18 protein-coding genes are annotated in these 23635 nt (G+C 42.4%); 12 read left to right on the top strand and 6 right to left on the bottom strand.

Annotated features, from left to right (window positions below):
• Window positions 1–72 precede the first annotated feature (72 nt).
• Complete coding sequence (locus AAEY98_RS12525; RefSeq protein ID WP_162023922.1) at window positions 73–939, top strand: MaoC family dehydratase; 867 nt, start codon at window positions 73–75, stop codon at window positions 937–939.
• 81 nt (window positions 940–1020) lie between these two features.
• Here the strand turns inward: AAEY98_RS12525 and AAEY98_RS12520 are convergent, their stop codons facing one another.
• Window positions 1021–2664, bottom strand: a complete 1644-nt coding sequence (locus AAEY98_RS12520) for a mechanosensitive ion channel domain-containing protein (RefSeq protein WP_351017328.1) — start codon at window positions 2662–2664, stop codon at window positions 1021–1023.
• 123 nt (window positions 2665–2787) lie between these two features.
• On the opposite strand from AAEY98_RS12520, the gene AAEY98_RS12515 reads away from it, so the two are divergent.
• The gene (locus tag AAEY98_RS12515) at window positions 2788–3117 is read left to right on the top strand and encodes a hypothetical protein (protein ID WP_101085137.1); all 330 of its coding nucleotides are present in this window, start codon (window positions 2788–2790) and stop codon (window positions 3115–3117) included.
• A gap of 5 nt (window positions 3118–3122) precedes the next feature.
• Here the strand turns inward: AAEY98_RS12515 and AAEY98_RS12510 are convergent, their stop codons facing one another.
• Window positions 3123–3248, bottom strand: coding sequence for a hypothetical protein (locus AAEY98_RS12510; RefSeq protein ID WP_351017325.1), 126 nt, complete (start codon window positions 3246–3248; stop codon window positions 3123–3125).
• 226 nt (window positions 3249–3474) lie between these two features.
• Here AAEY98_RS12510 and AAEY98_RS12505 point away from each other — a divergent pair, with 226 nt between their 5' ends.
• From AAEY98_RS12505 to rraB, 6 genes are all read left to right on the top strand, one after another.
• Window positions 3475–3765, top strand: coding sequence for an ABC-type zinc uptake system zinc chaperone (locus AAEY98_RS12505; RefSeq protein WP_101085138.1), 291 nt, complete (start codon window positions 3475–3477; stop codon window positions 3763–3765).
• A gap of 87 nt (window positions 3766–3852) precedes the next feature.
• Window positions 3853–5049 (top strand): hypothetical protein, encoded by a 1197-nt coding sequence (locus AAEY98_RS12500; RefSeq protein ID WP_182745172.1) that lies wholly within the window; start codon window positions 3853–3855, stop codon window positions 5047–5049.
• Complete coding sequence (locus AAEY98_RS12495) at window positions 5033–5938, top strand: metal ABC transporter solute-binding protein, Zn/Mn family (protein WP_182745170.1); 906 nt, start codon at window positions 5033–5035, stop codon at window positions 5936–5938. Before AAEY98_RS12500 ends, AAEY98_RS12495 begins: the two co-directional genes overlap by 17 nt.
• 4 nt (window positions 5939–5942) lie before the next feature.
• Window positions 5943–6728 (top strand): metal ABC transporter permease, encoded by a 786-nt coding sequence (locus AAEY98_RS12490; RefSeq protein ID WP_335691193.1) that lies wholly within the window; start codon window positions 5943–5945, stop codon window positions 6726–6728.
• Between the two features lie 162 nt (window positions 6729–6890).
• Entirely contained in the window at window positions 6891–7625 is a 735-nt protein-coding gene (locus AAEY98_RS12485) for a 1-acylglycerol-3-phosphate O-acyltransferase (protein ID WP_101085141.1), read from the top strand.
• Window positions 7626–7726: 101 nt separating this feature from the next.
• Window positions 7727–8152: a ribonuclease E inhibitor RraB gene (gene rraB, locus AAEY98_RS12480; protein WP_162023917.1), complete on the top strand. Its 426-nt coding sequence runs from the start codon at window positions 7727–7729 to the stop codon at window positions 8150–8152.
• A gap of 83 nt (window positions 8153–8235) precedes the next feature.
• Here the strand turns inward: rraB and AAEY98_RS12475 are convergent, their stop codons facing one another.
• Both AAEY98_RS12475 and AAEY98_RS12470 read right to left on the bottom strand, forming a co-directional pair.
• Window positions 8236–9192, bottom strand: coding sequence for a GGDEF domain-containing protein (locus tag AAEY98_RS12475; RefSeq protein WP_162023916.1), 957 nt, complete (start codon window positions 9190–9192; stop codon window positions 8236–8238).
• A gap of 15 nt (window positions 9193–9207) precedes the next feature.
• Window positions 9208–10203 carry a response regulator gene (locus AAEY98_RS12470; protein WP_351017322.1) on the bottom strand — a complete coding sequence of 332 codons (996 nt, stop codon included), beginning with the start codon at window positions 10201–10203 and terminating at the stop codon, window positions 9208–9210.
• Between the two features lie 434 nt (window positions 10204–10637).
• On the opposite strand from AAEY98_RS12470, the gene AAEY98_RS12465 reads away from it, so the two are divergent.
• Window positions 10638–11444 (top strand): crotonase/enoyl-CoA hydratase family protein, encoded by an 807-nt coding sequence (locus AAEY98_RS12465; protein WP_350978942.1) that lies wholly within the window; start codon window positions 10638–10640, stop codon window positions 11442–11444.
• A gap of 51 nt (window positions 11445–11495) precedes the next feature.
• Here the strand turns inward: AAEY98_RS12465 and AAEY98_RS12460 are convergent, their stop codons facing one another.
• Together AAEY98_RS12460 and rapA are read right to left on the bottom strand one after the other, a co-directional pair.
• Window positions 11496–12371 (bottom strand): alpha/beta hydrolase family protein, encoded by an 876-nt coding sequence (locus AAEY98_RS12460; protein ID WP_243756324.1) that lies wholly within the window; start codon window positions 12369–12371, stop codon window positions 11496–11498.
• Between the two features lie 129 nt (window positions 12372–12500).
• Complete coding sequence (gene rapA, locus AAEY98_RS12455; RefSeq protein WP_101085147.1) at window positions 12501–15407, bottom strand: RNA polymerase-associated protein RapA; 2907 nt, start codon at window positions 15405–15407, stop codon at window positions 12501–12503.
• A 342-nt stretch (window positions 15408–15749) separates the two neighbouring features.
• On the opposite strand from rapA, the gene AAEY98_RS12450 reads away from it, so the two are divergent.
• From AAEY98_RS12450 to AAEY98_RS12440, 3 genes are all read left to right on the top strand, one after another.
• Entirely contained in the window at window positions 15750–17144 is a 1395-nt protein-coding gene (locus tag AAEY98_RS12450) for a PhoH family protein (protein ID WP_351017319.1), read from the top strand.
• Window positions 17145–17425: 281 nt separating this feature from the next.
• Window positions 17426–21136: a response regulator gene (locus tag AAEY98_RS12445; protein WP_192114159.1), complete on the top strand. Its 3711-nt coding sequence runs from the start codon at window positions 17426–17428 to the stop codon at window positions 21134–21136.
• 40 nt (window positions 21137–21176) lie between these two features.
• On the top strand, window positions 21177–23573 hold the full coding sequence (locus AAEY98_RS12440) for a zinc-dependent metalloprotease (RefSeq protein WP_351017316.1): 2397 nt from the start codon (window positions 21177–21179) through the stop codon (window positions 23571–23573).
• The last annotated feature ends 62 nt before the right edge of the window (window positions 23574–23635 follow it).

Genomic DNA, 23635 nt, shown 5'->3' with positions numbered 1-23635 from the left:
AGTCTAAGGTATAATCATCTATTAACCGTTTTGCAGCACATGCTTTTTGCTGCCTACCTAGGGTACAACATTTTGAGTCACGACTACGCTATCGAATTAAAAGCGATGCCTTCGCTTTTGTCTTTGTATCGCAAAATCCTGTTTGGACGTAAACCGGGATGGAACCAACAACCGCTTCCGAATATTTATGTACAAGCGTCGAATGTGGTGTTGTCGCAAGATAAAATTAGCCAATATGCTGCTGTGTGCAGTTTTGAATATGACGGTATGACTTTACCGCCAACGTATTTGTATGTTTGGGCGTTTCGTTTACATGCGATGATTTTTACGCATAAAGCGGTGACATTTCCGTTACTTGGCATGCTCCATTTAAAAAATAGTATTAGTGTATTACGCCCAGTGCGAGCAGATGAAACCTTAATCGTACAGTGTGAGTTAGCCACAAGTCGCACGACCGATGCTGGGCTTGAGTTTGATTTGGTGTCTAAAGTGTTTGTCGGTGAAGAGTTAGTTTGGCAAGCGCTATCAACTTACTTATATCGTATTGAGTCTGCAGGTCGTCGTGCTCGTCCACCTAAAGCATCAGGTATGGTATGGGAAAACGTTCAGCAATGGCGCTTAACCGATGATTTAGGCCGTCGCTATGCTAAAGCTTCTGGCGATTATAACTTGATCCATTTACATCCTTTGTTGTCAAAACGCTTTGGTTTTGAGCGAGTGTTAGCGCATGGGATGTGGTCTAAAGCGCGGGTGATGTCTCAGTTAATGACGTTTGTTGGCGATCGACCATTTCAAGTTGATGTTGAATTTAAACTGCCAGTATTTATGCCGTCTGAAGTGACGTTTGCGTTTGAAAGTATTGAAAATGGTAAACGTTTTGAAATGCGAGATGTTAAAGGCCGCCGACCGCATTTACAGGGCAGCATCACTTATTTATAAGCCCTTAGGTTAGCTAATGTTATCCTGCAATAAAAAGGCTCAAGTCGATGACTTGAGCCTTTTTATTGTTAAGCGCAAAGCTTACTTTTGATAAATATGTACATCGCGTTGTGGGAACGGAATACTAATACCTTCCGCATCAAAGCGTATTTTCACTGCGCGAGTAATGTCCCAGTACACTTCCCAATAATCATCGGGTTTAACCCAAGGCCTTACAATAAAGTCGACTGAAGATTCGCCGAGTGTGTGGAGTTTGACTATCGGTTCTGGATGCGTTTGCACCTTAGGATGTTGTGCGACAATATTTTTTAAAATGATCTCTGCATGTTCAACATTGTCGCTGTAGCTAATGCCAAAGGTCATGTCTACTCGGCGCTGATGTTCTGCGGTGATGTTGTTAATGGTATCGCCCCAAATTTTATTGTTTGGCACAATAAGGCGTTGGTTATCTAATGTTTTGATCGTTGTCGAGACTAGGCTCATGTGGCTGACGCGACCAGTGACATTAGCTGCATTAATTAAGTCGCCGACATCAAATGGGCGGTAGATTAAGATCATCATGCCTGAGGCGAAGTTAGACAGGGTATCTTGCAGTGCGAAACCAATAATGACTCCCGCAATACCAAAACCTGCGAGTAACGGCCCAAGCTCAAATCCGAGCTGTGATAAGGCTATCAATAATCCTAGGGCAAACACTAGTTTACTGGACAAAGATATAAAGAAGTCTTGCAGTAATTGGCTAAATTGTAATTTTGATGCTCGTACCGTTTTAGAGATAATTTGAGTGACAATTTTGGCGACTAAACTTGCGGCAAATAATATGAATAGAAACACTAAAATCTTAAAGGTTAAACTGGGCCCATTATTAATCGTCTGATCTTTAATGACTTTACCCCAACCCTGTAGCAGGTTAGATGCAACGCTAAAGTTCAGCACATCTTGGGTGATATCACCAGACACACTAAACAATGTTTGTTTAAATGGTGCCACGTTCTGGCCCAATGTTTCGAGTATGCCCGCTGAAACCGCTAAGCTAGCGCTACTTTGCTCCAAGCGTTCTTTTAGTGCCACCACGTCAGCTTTTTGTTCGCTGGTAATATCAGCTCCAGCATCTGCGGCTTCTGCAACGGCTTTTTGTAATTCATCTTGAGTGTAATGCACTAAACTATCGAACTGATCGGCTCTATTGAGCATAAACTCGGTCAATTTTTGCTTTTGGACACTCACATCTATATTCAGTGTTTCTGCCCACTGCAGAGTGGTTAATTGTGCCTTGAGATAATGGTCGCGTTCAAATTCGCGTTGTGAAATGGCTAAGATGCTCTTATTGTCATCATCTTGGCTTAATCCAAGACGCATGGTCATAATGTGGTCGTTTAAGTATGCACTGACATTCTCTAAAAAGGCCATTTGGCTTTGCACTAAAGTGACTAGATATTGCTGGTCAGCGTCGGGTGTTGCAATGAGTTGACCAATTATGTCGCGTAATTCAGACGATTTGTTTTTAATGCGATATTCAGTAAATGCACGTAGTTCACCTTTTGCTTTAAATAGTAACTTGGTATCTTGCTCGATCGTTTGTTGTAAGCGACTTATTTGAGTCTGGGTATCGGTTAGCTGGCTAGTGGCAACAATCGGTACCACTGCATCTTGTTCTGCACGAAGAGATGGCGTCATAAACACTGCCGAGGTGAATAATAATAACGTAAGTAAAATCCGTAGCATGGAAAGTGGTCCTTTGGCTCTGAGTTGCGGCTATGATAGTGGAAAAATCCTATAGGAGCCAAGTACAGTAATTGGTTGGTTAATTTGTTACACTGCCGCCATTATTGAACTGAGGAAATTATCATGTCGCTGCAATGTGCTCATTGCTATAAATCTTTTTCAATTGCGAAGGTGAAAGACAGTCGCGGGAAAGGTTTGTCCGTAGAAGTTCAATGCCCTCATTGTGCTGCATGGCTTGGGCATAATAAATATTTGTCAGTTGTTAAAATAGTAGGTTTCTATGGTGGGGTTGTTGCTGCTGCAGTAGGTTATTTTGTTGAGGGTGTAACCGTTATCACTACTCCATTGATTATTTTGGCCGTTATTATGGTTGGTTTGTCGCATATTATGGACCATTTACAGCTTATTGAAGCACCTGAAAATGATCCTAGTGCAGAGACTAGTGCGAAATAAGCTTGTTAATTAACTTCAATAACTTGGCTTTCTAGTGATGCTTCAACATAGTAAATCCCGCCTAACACGACAACCCCAACAATGATCATGACTAAAATGATGCCAATATTTTCTCTAATAAATTGTGCCATGGTGTTTGTCCTGTATTGATGATGTTTTACACATTCATTATGGTATGGGTAATAGCTTAAGGCTATCTTAAAAATAACGTTTTAGTTACCCATTAGTTGTTAAGGTTAATTGTTAATGAACGCGATTGTGAATGGGTGTCATGAATTGTCACAATCTAAGGGTTGCTTTTCAGCTACGGTCTTTTACACTAACGCTCACTTTTATTAACCTGATGGAGTTGTGCTGGTGAGTTCCCGCATCAAAATAAGACAAACTATCGCAATCTGGCTCAGTGCCATTTTGATTGTGTTGTCTGTTGCTGCGTCTGCACACTCAGTTAAACATCTTGATGACGGCGTACAAAATCATTGTACCTTGTGTTTCCATCAGCATCAGCTTAATAAAACGCTTCACTCTTCCAATTTAGTTTTTGCTGTTTCTAAGCAAACGTTCGAACGCCAACACTATACGCTGCCTTTTTTACTTAGCGTATTCCAAGCCTACTATCAAAGTCGTGCCCCACCTGTATCTCGTTAGTCCAACATTTTAATGATTTATTTTCCGTTATCTGTCGGTTTATTCTAAACCCAGATAGGCGGCTACTTGTTGTATTTTGGAGATATTATGTCTGCGTTAAACACACGTGTTTCGTTATTGGCACTGGCTTGTGCTGTGAGTTCGTATTCTGCAATGGCAGAAGATTCTAGTTTAACTAATCCTAGTATTAGTGCGGTGCTCGATGGTTATTACCAAACGGGCGACCGGCCATTAGCTGAGCGTGCTGAAGGTTTTGGTTTAGGCGAAACTGAGTTGGCATTAAGTGCCAATATTGATGAAATGTTTTACGGTAAAGTGACCGCAGTTGTTGAGTCTCATGACGGTGAAACAGAGCTTAATTTAGAAGAAGCCTTTATCCAAACATTAGCGATGCCTTACGGTTTATCGGTTCGTGCGGGTCGATTTTTATCGGATATTGGTTATTTAAATAATCAACATTTACATACCGATGCATTTTCAGAACGTCCAGCGGCCTATCGTGCATTTTTAGGTGGTCATTATTTTGATGATGGTATTCGTTTAAATTATGTGGCCCCAACAGATCTCTACTGGACCATGGGCGTTGAAGCGTTTAAAGGTGAAAGTTTACGTGCGACAGATGAGCACGGAGAGCGTGATTTTGATGATGTTGGCGTGTATACCGCATTAACCAAGATTGGTGGTGACATTGGTATCGAGAGTTCTTGGCAACTAGGATTGAGCTATTTGCGCAATCAGAATGGTCAAGCTTATGCCGAAGAGGAGCATGAAGATGAAGTGGTTGATGAGGAAGGACACACTGAACACAGCCATAGTGCATCTTATACTGGTGAAAATACCTACATAGCTGACTTTGTTTATAAGTGGGCACCTAATGGTAATTACAAATATCAAAACTTAACCGTGAGTGGCGAATATTTTAGAGTCACTGACATTTTTGGTATGGAGCCTGGACATATTCTTGAGGCAGATCATGAGGACGTTAGTACTGATGACTATCATCAAGGTTGGTACGTGAGTAGTGTGTATCAATTTTCACCAAGTTGGTCTGCTGGGATTCGTTACGGTCAAATTGATACTAATGAAATCCATGAAGATCACCTCGACCCACAGAAATTAAAAGAGTCTGAAGTCAGTCTTGCTTGGCATAGCAGTCATTTTTCGACCGTGCGTTTGCAATACACTCATCAGACTGGAACTAATTTCGATGGTTTCGAAGATGATAATATCTTTACTTTACAATATGTCATGTCATTAGGAGCTCACGGTGCGCATCAATTCTAAATTGCTTTTAGCAGTGGCTTCAATGTCGCTGCTGTTTACCGCGACAGCTAAAGCGGAACTGAACGTGTTTGCATGTGAACCTGAATATGCCGCATTAGCGCAAACTTTAGCGCCCGATGCGAGGGTGTATTCGGCCACCACAGCGATGCAAGATCCACATCAAGTACAAGCAAGACCAAGCTTGATTGCTAAAATGCGCCAAGCTGATTTAGTTGTGTGTGCTGGGGCCGATTTAGAAATTGGTTGGTTGCCAATGTTACAAATGAAGTCTGCTAATCCTCAGGTTAACTCAACAGATAAAGGCTTGTTTTTTGCAGCAGACCAAATTGATACCTTGGATAAGTTAACTCAAGTAGATCGTTCAATGGGTGATGTGCATGCAAAGGGAAATCCTCATTTGCATTTAGATCCCTTGCGGATGTTGACCGTTGCGCAGGCCTTGAGCGCTAAGCTTACTGAAGTTGATCCAGAAAATGCCAGTCAGTATGCTCAGTCATTGAGCGACTTTAGTCAACGTTGGCAGGCTAAAATACCGCAGTGGCAAGAGCAAGCTAAAAACTTAGCCGGTAAAAAGGTCATCGCTTATCATTCGAGCTTCCGTTATTTATTTAATTGGACTGGAATAGAGCAAGTGGCAGATCTTGAGCCTAAACCAGGCTTAGCACCCACCAGCAGCCATTTAGCCTCATTACTTACTCGTGCTGAAAAAGGCGATGTAATGGCGGTAATCGTCGCTTCATATCAAGATGAACGTGGAGCTAAATGGTTAGGTGAACGCGCAAATCTGCCGGTATTGGTGTTACCGATGTCGGTAGGTGGTAACGATGAAAGCAAAGACTTAATCAGTCTATATGATAGTTTGCTGACGTTATTAAATGGAGTGAAATAACACTATGTTTGATGTCGAGCTACTGTCTATTTTGTTGCCTGCGTTAGTGGCAGGGCTATTAGTGTTATCAACTCATGTGTTGTTAGGTCAACAAGTGCTTAAGCGTGGCATTATCTTCATTGATTTGGCTATCGCTCAGGTCGCTGCATTGGGGGCAATCGTATCGCACATAGATCATCGAGTAGAAGCGTTACCGTTTGCTCATGTTTGGATGCCAGCGTTGTTTGCATTAGCCGGTGCTGGAGTTATCGCTTGGATGGCAAAACACTTAGTCGGTGAACTCGAGGCATTTATTGGTTGTTTTTATGTGCTCAGTGCGGTGGCGGCAATGTTATTGTTAGCCAATGACCCTCACGGTGCTGAATTATTAAAACAGTTAATGTCGGGTCAAATATTGTGGGTGAGTTGGTCTCAGTTAGCATTACCTGCAGTAGTCTCTGCAGGTATTCTTGGGGTGATCATCGCTAAACCACGGATATTAGATGGTGCAGGTTTTTACTTTTTATTTGCATTAGTGATTACTTTGTCGGTGGAGTTAGTAGGCGTGTATTTAGTGTTTAGCACGCTTATTTTACCGGCTTTGGCATTAAATAAGTATCAAGGTAAAACCAAGTTAGTGTGGGCTTATGGCGTCGGCATAGTGGGTTATATTGCTGGGCTACTGTTGTCTGCTCGCTATGACTTACCCAGTGGTGCCGCTATTGTTGCGACATTAGCATTAAGTGCATTGTTGTTTAGAATGTTACTTAAACTACGTTCACCAACATCAGAGCATCAACCTGCTAAATAAATATCTGTTATCTAGCTGCCATATAAGCTTCTGTCATATAAGCTAAGTTACTCTGCCCCAGATCACAGGGGCAGAGTATTTCAGCGTACATATGTAAACAAAACGTTGAGTCCCTAGACTAGCATCGTTATACTGACGCCAATTTTATTGCAGGAGTATGCTGTGCTGCTTATCGCTCGTTCAATCATTCTCGTTGTGCTGTTATTTTTAGCCTTTATATTTTCAGTTGTTATTTGCCTTGTGCGGCCAATGCATCGCGACAATGTACATTTGGTTGCCCGTTTTTTTGGTTCGGTTGCACCGGTATTAGGCATTAAGGTCATTAGACGTGCTCATCCAGTCAGTGCAACATCGCAACCGTGTATTTATTTAGCCAATCATCAAAATAATTTTGATTTATTTACTCATACGTCAGTTGTGCCTAAAGGGACTGTCAGCTTAGGTAAAAAGAGCTTGGTGTGGGTACCCTTATTTGGGCAAATTTATTGGCTATCAGGCAATATCCTTATCGATCGTAACAATCGTCATAGTGCATTCGATACTATGGCTAAAACGGTAGATAAAATGAAAAATAAACTATTATCAGTGTGGATATTCCCTGAAGGGACTCGTTCACGCGGTCGTGGATTATTACCTTTTAAAGTGGGTGCATTCCATACTGCAGTCGCTGCTCAAGCGCCAATAGTGCCAGTATTAGCTTCTTGTCAGAATCATATTAACCTTAATCGTTGGAACAACGGTGTGGTGATTGTAGAAATGCAGGAGCCGATAGCAACGGCGGGCTTAGATAAGAATGATGTTAAAGCGTTAAACGCTAAGGTGCATCAAGTTATGTCGGCGCGTTTAGTTGAATTAAACAAAGAAGCAGAAGCATTAATGCAGCAAGCCAAAGCTTAACCATGTTATTGGTCGTCAAACATCCGTCATAAGCTCGCAACTTGTGTCAGTTTGGGTATAATTGATTAACATTTTTACGAGTCCTATTTACGGAGTAATCCATGTCTGTTGAGCGTCAGTTAAAAGAGCAATTTGCTGAGAATCTTGAAATTGTTGATGCCTTACTTGCTGATGGTTCAGAGCCTGATGCGGAATATACAATTGAACATCATTTTTCGGCGACTAATTTTGATCGTTTAGAAAAAGCTGCTGTTGATGCATTTAAGCTTGGTTTTGAAGTGAATGATGCCGAAGAAATGGAACTTGAAGATGGCTCGATTATTTTCTGTTTTGACGCTATTGCCAAGCATAAGCTAGAAGTGCCTTTGCTGGATAAAGCATGTGAACAGTTGATTCTCGTTGCGGGCAAGCAAAAAGTAGACTACGACGGTTGGGGTACTTTTTTTGTCGGTGATGAAGTTGAAGGCGATGAAGAAGACGAAGACGATGAAGAAGACTATGAAGATGAAGATGGTACATTTCACTAATAAATCGATGGTCTAATTCCATAAAAAAACGCTCATCAAAGATGGGCGTTTTTTTATGGATAACCAAAAAGTTTGCTAGGCGCTTATTTATGGATAATGCTTTTGTTACGGCCTTCTTGCTTAGCGACATATAAGGCTTTATCTGCACCCGATAACCAGGTTGAGCTATTATCTATTTCAGAATCTAAATCGTTAATGCCCAGACTCACCGTGACTCTAATGAGGCGGTTTTCGAATGCGACTTCTGATGCTTCAATACGCTTTCTTAATCGTTCGGTAAAGTTGAGAGCTTCTTCTGCTGTTGTCTTAGATAGCACCACTCCAAACTCTTCTCCGCCATATCGGCCTGCACAGTCAGTGTCACGCAATGCTTGCTTTAACAAATAGGCAATATGTTGGATCACTTTATCACCGGCAGGGTGACCATATTCATCGTTAATGCGCTTGAAATTATCAATATCAATCATCACCAATGATGCCGCATCGCCATAGCGTGAATAACGATCGAATTCTTTTTCCATGCAACTTTGCCAATGGCGACGGTTATGCAAAAGGGTTAAACCATCGGTTTGACTGAGTTGTTCAAGTTGCTCATTAGCGGCTTTAAGTTGCAGTTTATTAACCGCAATATCGGTCACATCATAGATAATAATGCTGATATGAGTGATTTGCCCTGTTAACGAAGCTAATGGCAGTAAGGTAATATTTTGGTACATAAAATCGGCTCGGCCAGTCACCGGGCGATAGTTTTTAAACTGAAATACGTATGGACGCTGTTCCCAACTAATAAAGGTGCGATTTTTAAGTAAAAAAACCGACTCCATTTTATGTTTTAGCCACGTGGCGGGTAAGTCGGGAAACTTTTCAAATAGATTACTACCTTTAATGGAATTGGGTGAGACACCGCTGTGGTTTTCCATAAAACCGTTCCAAAGTTGGATGTTATAGTCGCGATCGAGCACAACTAAACCAACCTCAATGGTTTGCACCATATCGATTAGCCAGTGGAGTTCGTTCATCGCACTTTGATCATTTGACATAAAAAGTATCCAACATTAGTCGAGTAAATAGCCAAGTTTGTAGTTCAGCGTAGGAATTGAGTCTTCAGTAAATAGCAGCAGAAGATCACATTCAATATTGTAATCTTCTATTCGATAGTTAATTTCCATCGCGAGAGTGCGCTGCCATTTGTCAGAGTTGTCGTGAATGAGCTCGTTGACACTGCAGTGTCTGCCAAGCACTACTGGATGGGTCTGACTGAATTTCATGTCGAGTTGTTCAGAAATACCATTTAAAAAAGCGCCAATGAGCACATTACCAGTGTCCATCATTACTTCTATTTCAGTACCAATATCATTTGGGTTTTCTAATCCCATTAACTTGGCCATATCTTCAAAACTAGAATCATGGAACAGTAATAACGCTTCACCTGCGATACCTGCACCAATAAATCCTTGGCAAAGCCCAGAGACTGTTGAGTTTCGTTCGGTGGCTTTTAAGGCCATCGTTAATTCGCTGACTTCAAGCACATTAACGTTAGGAATAGGCAGTAGTACAAATACATCCAGAAGCTTAGCGAGCAAGTCAGCGGCTCTGCCCATGGCGACGTTGGCTATTTCTTGACATGCATCACGCATGTCAACTTTCATCATTGGCGTTTCTTCAGCTTTATTACCCTGGGTAAGAGTCAAAATACCGTACTCTTGCAGAATATGGCTAATAGCCTCTGCACTAACGGGTTTTTGAATAAAGTCGAGGGCACCTAATGCTTTGACTCGTTCATGAGCCTTAATTTGAATATCACCTGACACCACAATAATCAGTGCCGGTAAATCTTGTTGTTGTACCGCTTGAAGTACTTCGTAACCATCCATGACTGGCATGTTGAGATCGAGAAACACAATCTCACCTTTACCCGCGCGAATGATATCAAGACCCTCTGCGCCATTGGTGGCGTAGCTAATTTCAACGTCCCAATCTTTGGGGAGAGTTCTTGCCATTTGTTTTCTGGCGAGCGCAGAATCGTCGCATATTAATATTGGAATGGTCATTGTTGCTGGTCTTCCTTATTTCGCCTTTAGGGGAAAAAAACTCGTTAATGCAACTGCGAGTGGTGCGAGGCGGATAGTTATTATTATAAGACTATTTACAGCGATTTTTTGTTCGTTAGATCATTATACTTATTTGCTTACAATATTGATAACTTAGTTTTAACATCTAGCTAAGTTTGTAACATTTATGTGGCCGTTGCCACAAAGTCATCAATGTCATATCAATCAGGTGTTACATGTTATGTAAAAACATGAAGATTAGATGGTTATGCTTATATTGATAATATATCAGGCTAACACTCAATGAAATTTTGTTCAAAATAACGTGTGGCAATATTTTGACCAGTGCCGATTATTTGTCATGTTATTACTATTCGCCAGATAGTCCAGATATGTTAGTCTAAAAACTGGACTGACCAGTAACAGGGTGTTTCATGGAAAGAGAGTTGATTAAGTTGACGGTAGATAATGGCATTGCCCATGTTTGCTTAAATAGACCCAGTAAAATTAATGCGCTTAATGTTGAAATGTTTACTGCGATTGATAACGTAATTAAACAACTCCGTGGCGATAAACGAGTTAATGCGGTTATTTTATCGGGTGCTGAAGGTAACTTTTGTTCAGGCTTAGATGTGAAAAGTGTCGCGAGTTCACCTACAAGTGCATTAAAGCTTTTATTCAAGTGGTTGCCTGGTAATGCAAATTTAGCCCAACGTGTGTCGTTGGGATGGCAGCGTTTGCCTGTTCCTGTTATTGCGGTTCTAGAAGGTTGTTGCTACGGCGGTGGGACTCAAATTGCGCTAGGGGCAGATATTCGTATTGCGACGCCAAACTGTAAGTTGTCGATAATGGAAGCAAAGTGGGGGCTTGTGCCAGATATGGCTGGTTTGGTGGCATTAAGGCAAATTATGCCCAAAGACAAAGCGTTGATGTTGACCTATACCGCGGATATTTTAACTGCCGAGCAAGCGCTTGAGCTAGGCTTGGTGACTCAAATAAGTGATAACGCTTATGAGTGTGCCACGTTATTAGCCCAAAAAATCATCCGCACTTCCCCGGATGCTAATGCTGCGATTAAACGCAGCATCAATCAAAGTTGGACCGCTTCAGTGCGCAGCCTATTAGCCCGAGAATCACTAAGCCAAATAAGGTTGTTGCTGGGTAAAAACCGCGTGATTGCTGCGATTAGACAAACTAAAAATCCTGATAAAGCCTATCGTTCTCGTCAATCTTGGTGGTAATAATCTGTTTTCGCTAATGCTCTATTTTTAGTCATGGCTACGCTGAATTTACTATCTTCCGATAACGGTTCTGGAAAAGCCTTCTATTTGATCGAGGGCTTCTTCCCAGCCACTCGGGCTGCTTAAGTCCAAGCTCATTTGGTATTGGCGATAATACTTAGCAGGTTTCACTTGATTGTAGTTGAGGCGGGTAGGTGCTTGTTCAATTGAATTCGGATGTGCATCGGCGGATTGAATATCAAGGATCGGGATCGACATGGTGACTAATTGTTCGGCGATCGATTTACGCTGACTTTGCGGATCAATTAAATACTCAAATTCGCGATAAGCGTTGACGATGACTAGCACATCAGGGATGGGAATTTTTTTGTCATAAAGCAGATTCGTGACCATGCCGGCCGTGTCATCAATAACAATTAGAATCTTGCCGCCAGGAAATAAACTGGTGGTTGAGGTTAATTGGTTCAGGGCTTCATTGAGATTACTTTGCTGAAAGTTACGTAATTCAAGCAATTGAGACGACTCATACTTTGGGATACTTTTATTGCTGGTTAATTGCAGTTGTTCGGTGCCTGCTTTAGTGATTTCTTCTGGTTTTGTTGCATAGTTAGGCCGATATAGCCCTTTTGCTGGGGTTAAGCTAATACTTGCCCAACCGCGGGCATTAATATTGGTTCGTAAGTAGCTGGCTAAGCCGGCAGCATCAGCATCGGTGTCCGACGCAGCAATAATCATCGCTGAACCAAAGTGTTTTTTACTCTGCCAAGACCTTACAAGCACTTCAGTTTGTTTACCGTCAATAGTGATAAATTTGATTTCATCGGTAGGTAAGTAGCCGTAAGGTTGCTGTGCCTTTGCGCCAGGCGCTGCCAGTAATATGCTTATCGTTACGATTAATAACCGACTAAATTGTCCTAGTTGCACCATAACCTCGAGCGAATAACACCATAATGCGGTTAGCTTAATGTATAACCGCGAATAAAAACAATGCCCTGATATACAGGGCATTGGTTACACGACATGATTAATACAACATTATTTAATGCTAGTTAGCCGTTATACGTGGCTGACAAGTACCATACGTATTGCATCAAGCTGTAATTGACTGTTATCCATGTAGCCCGTTATCTCGGTCATTTGATTACGAATATATTCTAGCTCGTCTTCACGAATGTTCGGATTTACGGCTTTTAGGGCTTCAAGTCTTTCCAGCTCGCCTGTGAGTTGTTGAGTCATTTTAGCTCGAGCATTCACTACTAGCTGCTTAAGCGACTCTTTTGCATACTCTTCACCTTTGGCCAATAACGGATGTAAAATAGGCTGTGAGGCATTAACAAGCTTGCTAGCGATGTGACGGTTTACCGCACTTAGCTGTTTGTCAAAACTGGCGTAGTCCACTTTATCTGCCATATTAAGACCATTTTTATCCAATAACACCCGGATAGGTGTCGGTGGTAAATAACGGTATAACTGAGTCGATTTTGGGGCAGAGGCATCAGCCATGTAAATTAATTCTAAAAACAGCGTCCCCGCGGGAAGCGCTTTATTCTTTAGAATTGCCACACTGGTGGTGCCCGTTTCTGAGCCAGTGATTAAATCTAAGCCGGTTTGTACTAAAGGATGCTCTTGGGTGATAAATGCAATGTCATCACGAGACAAAGCGGTTTCACGATCAAACGTCACCGTAATACCGTCTTCATTCAGCCCAGGATAAGTAGGGAACATCATGTGCTCACTCGGGCGTAAAATGATTGAGTTTTCACCGCGATCTTCTTGATCGACACCAATAATATCCCATAAACGAATGACCGAACCGATGAGATGAGTATCGTTATCGCTGTCTGATAAACGCTTAATTAATGCATTGGCACGCTCGCCACCGTGAGAGTTTATCTCTAGCAGTTTATCGCGGCCTTGCTCCATTGCCTGTTTAAGCTCTTTATAACGATGCTGGGTGTGATTCAGCAATTGAGTCATCTGATCTTCATCATCGTCGCAAAGTACGTTAATCAGTTCATCGGCAAATTCGTTAAACAACACATGACCGCTCGGGCAGGTGAGTTCGAATGCATTTAATCCTTGATGATACCAACGCATCAATCTTTCTTGAGCGGTATCGCGCAAGTAAGGCAAATGAATTTGGATATCGTTTTGTTGCCCAATACGATCTAAGCGGCCAATACGTTGCTCTAACAAATCAGGATTGAGCGGCAAATCAAACAAAATCAAATGGCTAGCAAACTGGAAGTTACGTCCTTCGGAGCCAATTTCAGAACAAATTAATGCTTGGGCGCCGCCGTCTTCTTGAGCAAAGTAAGCGCCGGCTTTATCGCGTTCGATAATCGACATATCTTCATGGAATACCGTAGCTTGAATACCTTCGCGGGTTCGCAGCGCTTCTTCAAGGCTTAATGCAGTTTCAGCCTGGCTAGCAATAATCAGTACTTTTTTACTGCGATGCGATTTTAGGAACTCAATTAACCAGTCTACCCGTGGATCAAACTTCCACCAGCTGGCACTGTCATTTTCAAAGGCCTGGTAAAGCTTCTCAGGGCTTAATGCTTGTGCTGCTTTAGCCAGTGGCTGCTTGGCACTGCCCATCATGGCGTTAACGCGTTCAGCGGTCACGTACTGCGCAGGCATCTCATATGGATAAGCATTAAATATACGCTTCGGAAAGCCTTTTACTGATGCGCGACTGTTACGATAAAGTACGCGGCCAGTGCCATGGCGGTCGAGCAATTCTTGGAGCAATTCTTGACGTGCTGCTTGCTGTGATTCTGCATCAACCTCTTTTGACTGGATTAAACGAATGCTTGGCTCGATGTCTTTCTCGCTAAGCAACTCAGTTAAGCTGTTAATGGCACTGTCGGGTAATTTTTTATCCTGACTTAATGCTTCAGCTGCTTCTGCCACATCTTTGTAGCTTGCTTCTTCAGCTAAGAAAGCATCGTAATCATAAAAACGATCTGGATCGAGCAAACGTAAACGAGCAAAGTGGCTTTGATGACCGAGTTGATCAGGGGTCGCGGTAAGGAGTAATACACCAGGGACCACTTCACTTAACGCTTCGACGATTTTATAAGCGCGACTAGGGGCATCTTCTGACCATTCTAAATGGTGAGCTTCATCGACAACCATTAAGTCCCAATCAGCGTCTACAGCTTGTTCAAGACGCTTTTTCTTGCGCAGTAAATCAAGTGAACAAATAATTAACTGCTCGGTATAAAACGGATTGTCATTATCGGCATAAGCTTCTACGCATCGATCTTCATCAAATACTGAAAAGCGTAAATTAAAGCGGCGCAGCATTTCAACTAACCACTGGTGACGAAGTGTGTCCGGGACTATGACTAAAATACGTTCAGCACGACCAGTGAGTAATTGCTGATGAATAATTAAGCCAGCTTCAATGGTTTTACCTAAACCGACTTCATCGGCCAGTAATACGCGTGGAGCGTAACGGCTACCCACTTCATGAGCAATCCACTGCTGATGTGCAATTAAGCCTACGCGTGGGCCTTGTTGACCGAGTAAATCTGAGCTGGCTAATTTGTGGCGCAATAACTGACATTGATAACGCACCCCAAAACGTTCTAGGCGGTCAATTTGTCCGGCGAATAAACGATCTTGTGGTTTATTAAAGCGAATATTGTGGCTTAGCATGGTCTCACGAAGACTGACTTTTTCTTGAGTCTCGCTATGAATACCATGATAAATCACCAATTGGTTTTTTTCTTCAAGCTCTTCAATGGTGATACTCCAACCTTCACCGCTTTCGACAGTGTCACCTGGGTTAAAAATAACTCGGGTTAAGGGAGCTTCACTGCGAGAAAACATCCGGTTTTCTCCAGTGGCAGGGAATAGCAGCGTAACCATGCGGCCTTCAACTTGAACGACTGTTCCTAATCCGAGTTCTGACTCGGTATCACTTATCCAGCGTTGACCTAAGGCAAACGGCATCTTTTACTCTCATTTATTGCGTGAAACAAAAAAGGGGGCGTATGTTAAACCAAACCCATCCAGATTGAAATTTTAGCATTGATTTATCGTTTAGATGTTCATTTTTACACCATCTTGACATGTTAGCGTCATATTGACGTCATATTGACGTCATAGTGTGAAGCAAAGGCGATGATGATGACATTGAGTTTTTACCCGACAAGTGACATATTTTATTAAGGCAGCATTGCTCATGGCAATGACCTGTTTTCAATAGAGACTTTAATTATCCCTTTAATGTTATACGTTTAGTTAAGTTAAGTGATACTGATATCTATTCATTGAGAGCACTCTGGAGGCACCATGCAACGAAACGACAAAAAGTTGTTTGTACTGGATACCAACGTGTTACTGCATGAACCTTTAGCGATATATTCGTTTAAGGAACATGACGTAGTTATTCCCATGACAGTGTTAGAAGAGCTCGACAGTATAAAGGACCGCAAACGAGATGTGAGTCGTGATGCACGAGTGGCTATACGTGCATTAGAAGATATTCTTGGTGGTCCCACGACCCCAGAGCAAATTTTAAAAGGCGTTGCATTGCCTACTCGCGAAGAACATTCTCAAGTTTCTGGTCATTTATCGATTTTCCCAGATCATCAAGTCGAGTTTATTATCGGCTCGCTGCCTGGAGACAATAACGATAACCGCATTATCAACACCGCCCTGCATTTACAAAAAATCCATTTTCCCCGCACTGTCGTGTTAGTCACTAAAGACATTAACATGCGCTTAAAAGCCAAAGGTGCAGGTATTGAGCGCGTAGAAGATTACCGCAGCGATCAGTTGATTGATGATGTGCGTTTTCTCGCCAAAGGCTTTTATCAATTCTCTGGGGATTTTTGGCAAAATGTCGATAAAGTCTCCACCGAACGTAGAGGGTTGCATACGGTTCACCAAGTACCATTGGAACATCTTGATAATGAAAACTTTTATCTTAACCAGTATTTAATCGATGAAAGCTCGGATTTTTGTGGTCGAGTAGTCAGTAAAACCGATAAACATTTAGAGATGATCGATCGCGGCCGTGATCGCTTATTACATCATGAAGCATGGGGAATTAATCCTAAAAATATTTACCAAGGTATGGCGCTAGATGCTTTGCTAGATCCTGATATTGAACTGATTATTCTGACGGGGCCAGCGGGTTGCGGTAAGACGCTATTGGCAATGGCTGCGGCATTAGAATTGGTCGTCGAACGTAAGTTATATGACAAAATTATCGTCACCCGTAATACCCCCGAAATTGCTGAGTCGATAGGTTTTCTTCCGGGTAGCGAAGAAGAGAAAATGACCCCTTGGTTGGCTGCGATAACCGATACGCTAGAAGTGCTACATAAAAATGATGTAAACCCAGCAGGTAGTGTTAATTACATAATGGAAAAAGCCAATATTCAGTTTAAGTCGATTAACTTTATGCGTGGCCGCTCTATTCAAAACTCGGTGGTTATTTTAGATGAATGTCAAAACCTAACCGCGTCACAAATTAAAACCATGATCACTCGTATGGGCGAAGGCACTAAACTGATTTGTAGTGGTAATTTAGCCCAAATTGACTCGACGTATTTAACACCGGTTACATCAGGATTAACTTACATAGTCGAACGTTTTAAAGACTTTGAAGGCAGCGCCAATATTTATCTTAATGGTGTCGTACGGTCTCGTTTAGCGGAGTTTGCAGAGGAGCATTTGTAACGGCTTAACTTGCTAAGGAAATCACTTTATTAATCATGGTTATATCCTGTCTATATACATAAGGTTACACAAGATAACCTTATGTATTTTCAATCGCCTACAATATGCCTTAATATTTGTAGTCTGTATTACTTGCAGGTTGGACAAGTATCTCTGGAGCCATTAATACATGTGCTTGAGCTTATCTTCCTGATATCATAATCATTACTGTTATAACTGCCGTTTTTGGTGTTATTCGTTCGACAGCGGGTCTTTTTTTTACGCTGTATCAAGGGTGGTTAATGAAACCGACTGAGCCAGATTTACAACTAAAATCTCCTATTCAACGTAATTATAACCGAGCGGTGTTCTACACCTATATCGGGGTGATTGTGATGGCTTTGCTGACCGCTGGCATTATGTTTGAACGTCAAAAAGAGCAGCAAATTCAACAGCGAGAAGAACAAGTTGCCCGTCATGTGATGCAAATCGACTTATTGCTTGAGTCGAGCATTCGTGCGGTGAAAAGTTTGCGTGATGTGGCGGTGGACCATTTACGTTTGGGGGAGTTTGTTCGTAAAGAGCGCTTACCAGAGTATGAAAAATTTAACGAAGATGGCCAGTATTTCACCTTAGAACCTAATTATGCCAACAGCGGCGTGCCGTTTACCAATATGGGACGCATTACGGGTGCGGGTTCATTAAATGACCGTAGCGAGAGCTTTTATCAAGAGCTTGAAATGCTGTTTGAACTGTCGTTATCCTTCCCAGTCGCGAAAGAAGCAGCGCCTAAAGCTTCGTCGATTTATTATATTTCTAAGCGTCGGATGATGTCATTTTATCCATGGGAAAATAATGACTTACGCTTTAGGGATGAGCTGCTCAATAAGAAACAATTTCAATTAGCGACACCTTCAATGAACCCACAACGGAGTGTGTTTTGGAGTGAGGCATACATCGACTCGACGAATCAGGGCTTAATTACTACGCTTGGGTTACCCGTGTACCTTGAAGATGAGTTTATTGGTTCGATTAACCTCGACATGACGTTATCATCGTTAGATAAACAAATTCGCACCTATTTTAAAATGCCAGGCACGGTGATTCTGCTTGACCAGCAAAATAATATTTTATCTCACAGTGATTTTGACTCCAGTGAAATGAATAAGGTTTATCACATAAGCCAGCGAATTCCGGCAGAGTTACATTCATTATCGGAATCTGAGCTATTTGATGCCCACGAAGGCATATTGCGAAACGGTTATTATATTCATAGTGTGGCACTGCATAACGCGCCATGGCGATTACTGTATTTGCAAGATGAAGATGATTTATTTAAAGATTCTTGGGACAAGCTGCAACTGAGTTTTCTGTTAGTGGTATTGGCTTTGTCGCTGCTGGTTACCATAGTGCATTGGCAAACTCGCCGAGCATTCGTTAGCCCTGCTTCACGCTTATTAACCCATTTAGAAGCATGTTCACAAACGCCTATCCGTCCGCCAGAGAAAATTACCCGTGGTTGGGAACCGTGGTTTGCGCTAGTGAGTCGTATTTTTGAAGAAAACCGTCAGTATACTCATCATCTTGCCGAACAAAACAAACGTCTTGATAACTTAGTTGCTAGGCGCACTCAGCGTTTACGTGAAACAACAGAGCGCCGTGAGCGAGAGTTTGCACTGTTACGATCATTGATCGATTCGATCCCTGAAGCGATCGTGTTTAAAGACAAAGAAGGCAAATACTTAGGCTGTAATAAGTCAGCTGAAAGAATGCTGGGTTATACCGAAAATGAGATTATAGGCTTAACGTCATCAGAAGTGGTGAGCCCAGAGCAAGGCTTGCGCATTGGTGAAGAAGACAACAAAGTACTGACCCAGCAACATTCCTTGCGTTACCAAGAACGAGTCAATATTGAAGGTAAACCGGTATTACTCGATACCTTTAAATTGCCGTTTTACAATCGCCGTGGCGATCTATTAGGTTTGATTTCTGTTTGGCGCGATATTACCCGTGAATATGAAGCTGCTGAACAGTTACGTATGTCTGAGCAACGTTATCATCTTGCTATGGATGCGGTAGAAGATGGCCTGTGGGATTGGTACATTGATTCTGAACAGATTATTTGTAATCCGGCTTTTTATTCTATGCTGGGTTATCAAGCTAATGAGTTTCCACCGTTACTCGAATCAATCGATGAGTTGTATCATCCTGACGATCGTGAACGGGTCCAAGAGTACCGCTCTCAATATGTGCGCGATCCGGTTGGCACTTATGAAATCGAATTTAGAATGCGCGGTAAAAATGACCAGTACTACTGGGTGTTATCCCGTGGTCGAGCGGTTGAGTTTTCTGAGGATGGTTGTAGTAAGCGGATGCTAGGTACTCATAAAGACATTACCCGCCAGAAGAGTAACGAAGTCGCCTTGCTTGAAGCAAAACAAGACGCCGAGTTAGCCAACATGTACAAGAGCGAATTTTTGGCCAACATGAGTCACGAAATTCGGACACCTATGAACGCGATTATTGGGATGTTGCAGTTAGCACAACGCACTAGCTTGACCGTGCAGCAACAAGATTATCTTAATAAAGCCGGTTTTTCTGCCCAATCGTTACTGCGAATTATTAATGACATTTTAGATTTTTCTAAAATTGAAGCAGGCAAATTAGAATTAGAAAGAGTCGCGTTTCCGCTGGATAAAGTGCTTGATCATGTTATTGATATTAATGCGCTTAAAGCGCAAGAAAAAGGCGTTGAATTACTGCTATATGCGCCTGTTACCGCAGGGCTTATTTTGTATGGCGATCCACTGCGTTTAGGCCAGGTCATCGTTAATTTATTGTCTAATGCGGTCAAATTTACCCAAACCGGTGAAGTTGAGCTGGGTTGTGAAGATGTGGGTGAGCGTGACGACCGTATTACCATGAAGTTCTGGGTACGCGATAGCGGTATTGGGATCAGTAAAGATCAACAAGCAATGCTGTTTGATGCATTTTCACAAGCCGATGGTTCAACCACACGTAAATATGGTGGCACAGGCTTAGGGTTATCTATCAGTAAACATTTAGTGTCGATGATGGGTGGTACCATGCAAGTTGAGTCCGAGCTGGGCGCAGGCAGTACTTTTAGTTTTACCATTAGCTTTGAAATTGCCGAAGAACAAGTGATCGAGCCGCTGGTGGTGCCAGAACAGTTAAATAACCTGACAACGCTGGTGGTTGACGACAACCCAAGTGCATTACAAATTTATTCGACATTGATGACCGACTTTAGCTTTGGTGTAAACACGGCTGACAGTGGTCAAAAAGCACTGGATATATTGCGTAAAAAACCAGTCGATTTATTGTTGTTGGATTGGATGATGCCTGAAATGAACGGCTGTGATGTTATTAAGGCGATAGATGAAATGGTCGCAGACGGTAGCTTAGCAAAGCGTCCTATTATTATCTTAATGACCGCTTATGCTGCTGAACCGTTAGACCATGAGCTGCAAAAAAATTCTGTTTATGCAGTGTTACAAAAACCGTTTAAGGCCTCGGCGTTATTTGATGAAATTATTAATGCCTTTGCCAAAGAACCCAAGCTAAATGCAATGCCGGTTATTATTGAAGCAGAACCCGCTAAAGCCTCTGGCTTAGTATTGTTGGTTGAGGATAACTTTATTAACCAACAAGTGGCATCTGAATTACTCAAAAGTGCTGGTTATGAAGTTGTGATAGCCGACAATGGCCAAGTGGCATTAGATGTGATTGATTCTAAACCATTTGATGCAGTGTTAATGGATATTCAAATGCCGGTAATGGATGGATTAACTGCCACGGCCGAATTACGCAAACGTTATAGCAAACAACAAATGCCCATTATTGCCATGACTGCGCACGCAATGTCGGGTGATAAAGAAAAAAGTTTAGCAGCAGGCATGAATGCGCATATCACTAAGCCGATTGTGCTTACTGAATTATTTGAAACCTTATCTCATTGGATTACATATAAACATAATCATAAAGACGATTAGTATTTTTGAAGATAGGATATAAACGACAGGGAGATTAATTATGGTCCGCCGAAGTATTTCATTGGCGCTGTTGCTGGCAATCACACCAGCAACATTACTTTCTAACGCAGCAATGGCTGCCAGCGACTCAGCCCAAAAAATAATTAATAATGCTGAAGTGGCAAAAGGCTTTATCAATCTATTTTATGATGCCAAATCCGCACAGCTTTATTTACAAGCGAATAAGCTCAATCAACCCTTTCTATTGCTGACCAGTTTACCTCATGGTGTTGGTTCAAATGATATCGGTTTAGACCGTGGCCAGCTAGGCCAAACCCGAATGGTACAATTTGAACAGCATGGTCCTTATGTTGTGCTCAAGCAGCTTAATACCTATTTTCGCGCCTCCAGTGATAACGTTGCTGAGCGTCAAGCGGTCACACAAGCTTTTGCTGAATCGATTTTATGGCGCGGTAAATTAGTAGAAGGTAAAACGGCATTAGTCGCGATTAATGACCTAGTGATTAATGATTTGCATGGGGTGTCGGATGTATTAACGGCAACTAAGCAAGGTTTGTACAGCTTAGACAGCAGCCGCTCAGTGATATTGCCGCAAAAGATTAAATCGTTTGAACGTAATGCTGATATTGATGTTAATTTAACCTTTAAAGCCAGCAAAGCAGGCAAGCAAGTTGAGCAAGTTACTCCAGACGGTAAATTGTTGTCTGTTCAAGTGCGCTATTCCTTTGTGCAACTCCCTGATGTGGGTTATCAACCTCGTCGTTATCATCCCATGAGCGGTTATTTATCTGATGAATATGCCGATTATTCTACCGCAGTTGATCAACCACTGACTCAACGCCATTTACTGCGCCACAGATTAGAAAAAGTTACTCCGGGTGATGCTCCCAGTAAAGTGGTTAAACCTATTATTTATTACCTCGACCCAGGTGTACCTGAGCCTATTCGCAGTGCGTTATTGGAAGGTGCACGTTGGTGGGAAAGTGCATTTACTGATGCCGGTTTCATTGACGGCTTTAAAGTTAAATTGTTGCCAGAAGGTGCAGACCCTCAAGACGTTCGCTATAACATGATCCAATGGGTGCATCGCGCCACAAGAGGTTGGTCATATGGCGCAGCAGTAACCGACCCTCGTACCGGTGAAATCATTAAAGGTAATGTCACGCTTGGCAGCTTAAGAGTACGTCAAGATCATCTTATTGCTCGAGGGCTAACGGCTGGTTGGCCTGATCGTAAAGCCGCTGCAGATGCCGCCATGGCATTGTCGCTTGCCCGTATTCGCCAGTTAGCAGCGCATGAAGTGGGCCATACCTTAGGGCTTGACCATAACTTTGCTGCATCAACAAACGATAATGCTTCGGTAATGGATTATCCGCATCCGTACGTGAGTATTCAAGGCGATAAAATTAATATTGCCACGCCTTACACCGAAGGAATTGGTGAGTGGGACAAATACACCATCGCTTATGGTTATGGAGGCCTTACGCAGACCGAGTCTTTGTTAACGTCGACCCTAACTAAAGGCTTTCGATATATTGGGGAAGCAGACTCTCGTAGTGCCAGCGCCAGTAATGCATACGCCAGTTTATGGGATCGTGGTAACGATGCGGTAGCAGAGTTAGTACGTTTAGAAACAGTGCGTCGTAAAGCGATGGATGACTTTAACTCAGATGCTTTATTAGCCGGTGAACCTCATGGCGAATTAGCCGATGTATTTGTGCCCATATATTTGCTCACGCGTTATCAAATAGAAGCCGCAGCAAAGTGGATTGGCGGGACGGATTACAGTTATCAGCAAGTAGGTTCTGGCGTACGTTGGAATTATATTCGGCCTAAAATGCAACTTGCTGCGCTCGATGCATTATTGGCGAGTTTGCAAACAGAGAGCTTGTTAGTACCAAGTAATGTGTTGCAAGCGTTAGTGCCAAAAGCCGGTAATTATCGAAAAACTCGTGAAAGCTTTGGATCAAACTTAGGCGTGATAACTGATCCTGTGGCGATGGCAGAAGTGTTGAGCCGTCATATTGTGGCGCAATTATTAACCCCTGAACGTTTAAACCGTGTCAGTCAGGCCTATATGGAAGACAGTCAGCAACTGTCGGTGGTTCAATTAATCGATAAGCTTGCGGGTGCCAGTTTGTATCAAGACTTACCGAGTGGACAGGGCCTAGCGATGCAAATGCGCGTCAATACAGTGGTGATTGATAGTTTGTTAGCAACGTACCATAGCCCTAAAACAGCGCCCGAAGTCAAAGCACAGTTAGCCGCAAGAGTTGACTATATTATTAAGCAACTTAAACGCCGCAGTAACCGTGGCAGCGATTATCAATCGGCGCATTACGATTGGCTGTTTCAAGGTATCACTAAAGGCATGACCGATCCTACTTATCGATTAATCACCAAGCCGGTGGACCTGCCTCCTGGCTCGCCAATTTAAGTGTTGGCTGATAGTGTTTGGTGAGAGTGTTGAGTGATAGTGTTGAGTGATGTATAGCGGAT

Source organism: Shewanella sp. AC91-MNA-CIBAN-0169 (assembly GCF_040310165.1).
Classification (GTDB): domain Bacteria; phylum Pseudomonadota; class Gammaproteobacteria; order Enterobacterales; family Shewanellaceae; genus Shewanella.
The sequence above is the reverse complement of the archived record's forward strand: the minus strand, read 5'-3'. Positions and strand labels throughout refer to the sequence as shown.

What these genes read in the sequence shown, in the direction of transcription:
- AAEY98_RS12520 (WP_351017328.1), bottom strand. Translation starts at nt 2,664, where the DNA reads ATGCTACGGATTTTACTTACGTTATTATTATTCACCTCGGCAGTGTTT.
- AAEY98_RS12515 (WP_101085137.1), top strand. Translation starts at nt 2,788, where the DNA reads ATGTCGCTGCAATGTGCTCATTGCTATAAATCTTTTTCAATTGCGAAG.
- AAEY98_RS12510 (WP_351017325.1), bottom strand. Translation starts at nt 3,248, where the DNA reads ATGGCACAATTTATTAGAGAAAATATTGGCATCATTTTAGTCATGATC.
- AAEY98_RS12500 (WP_182745172.1), top strand. Translation starts at nt 3,853, where the DNA reads ATGTCTGCGTTAAACACACGTGTTTCGTTATTGGCACTGGCTTGTGCT.
- AAEY98_RS12490 (WP_335691193.1), top strand. Translation starts at nt 5,943, where the DNA reads ATGTTTGATGTCGAGCTACTGTCTATTTTGTTGCCTGCGTTAGTGGCA.
- rraB (WP_162023917.1), top strand. Translation starts at nt 7,727, where the DNA reads ATGTCTGTTGAGCGTCAGTTAAAAGAGCAATTTGCTGAGAATCTTGAA.
- AAEY98_RS12475 (WP_162023916.1), bottom strand. Translation starts at nt 9,192, where the DNA reads ATGTCAAATGATCAAAGTGCGATGAACGAACTCCACTGGCTAATCGAT.
- AAEY98_RS12470 (WP_351017322.1), bottom strand. Translation starts at nt 10,203, where the DNA reads ATGACCATTCCAATATTAATATGCGACGATTCTGCGCTCGCCAGAAAA.
- AAEY98_RS12465 (WP_350978942.1), top strand. Translation starts at nt 10,638, where the DNA reads ATGGAAAGAGAGTTGATTAAGTTGACGGTAGATAATGGCATTGCCCAT.
- AAEY98_RS12460 (WP_243756324.1), bottom strand. Translation starts at nt 12,371, where the DNA reads ATGGTGCAACTAGGACAATTTAGTCGGTTATTAATCGTAACGATAAGC.
- rapA (WP_101085147.1), bottom strand. Translation starts at nt 15,407, where the DNA reads ATGCCGTTTGCCTTAGGTCAACGCTGGATAAGTGATACCGAGTCAGAA.
- AAEY98_RS12450 (WP_351017319.1), top strand. Translation starts at nt 15,750, where the DNA reads ATGCAACGAAACGACAAAAAGTTGTTTGTACTGGATACCAACGTGTTA.
- AAEY98_RS12445 (WP_192114159.1), top strand. Translation starts at nt 17,426, where the DNA reads ATGAAACCGACTGAGCCAGATTTACAACTAAAATCTCCTATTCAACGT.
- AAEY98_RS12440 (WP_351017316.1), top strand. Translation starts at nt 21,177, where the DNA reads ATGGTCCGCCGAAGTATTTCATTGGCGCTGTTGCTGGCAATCACACCA.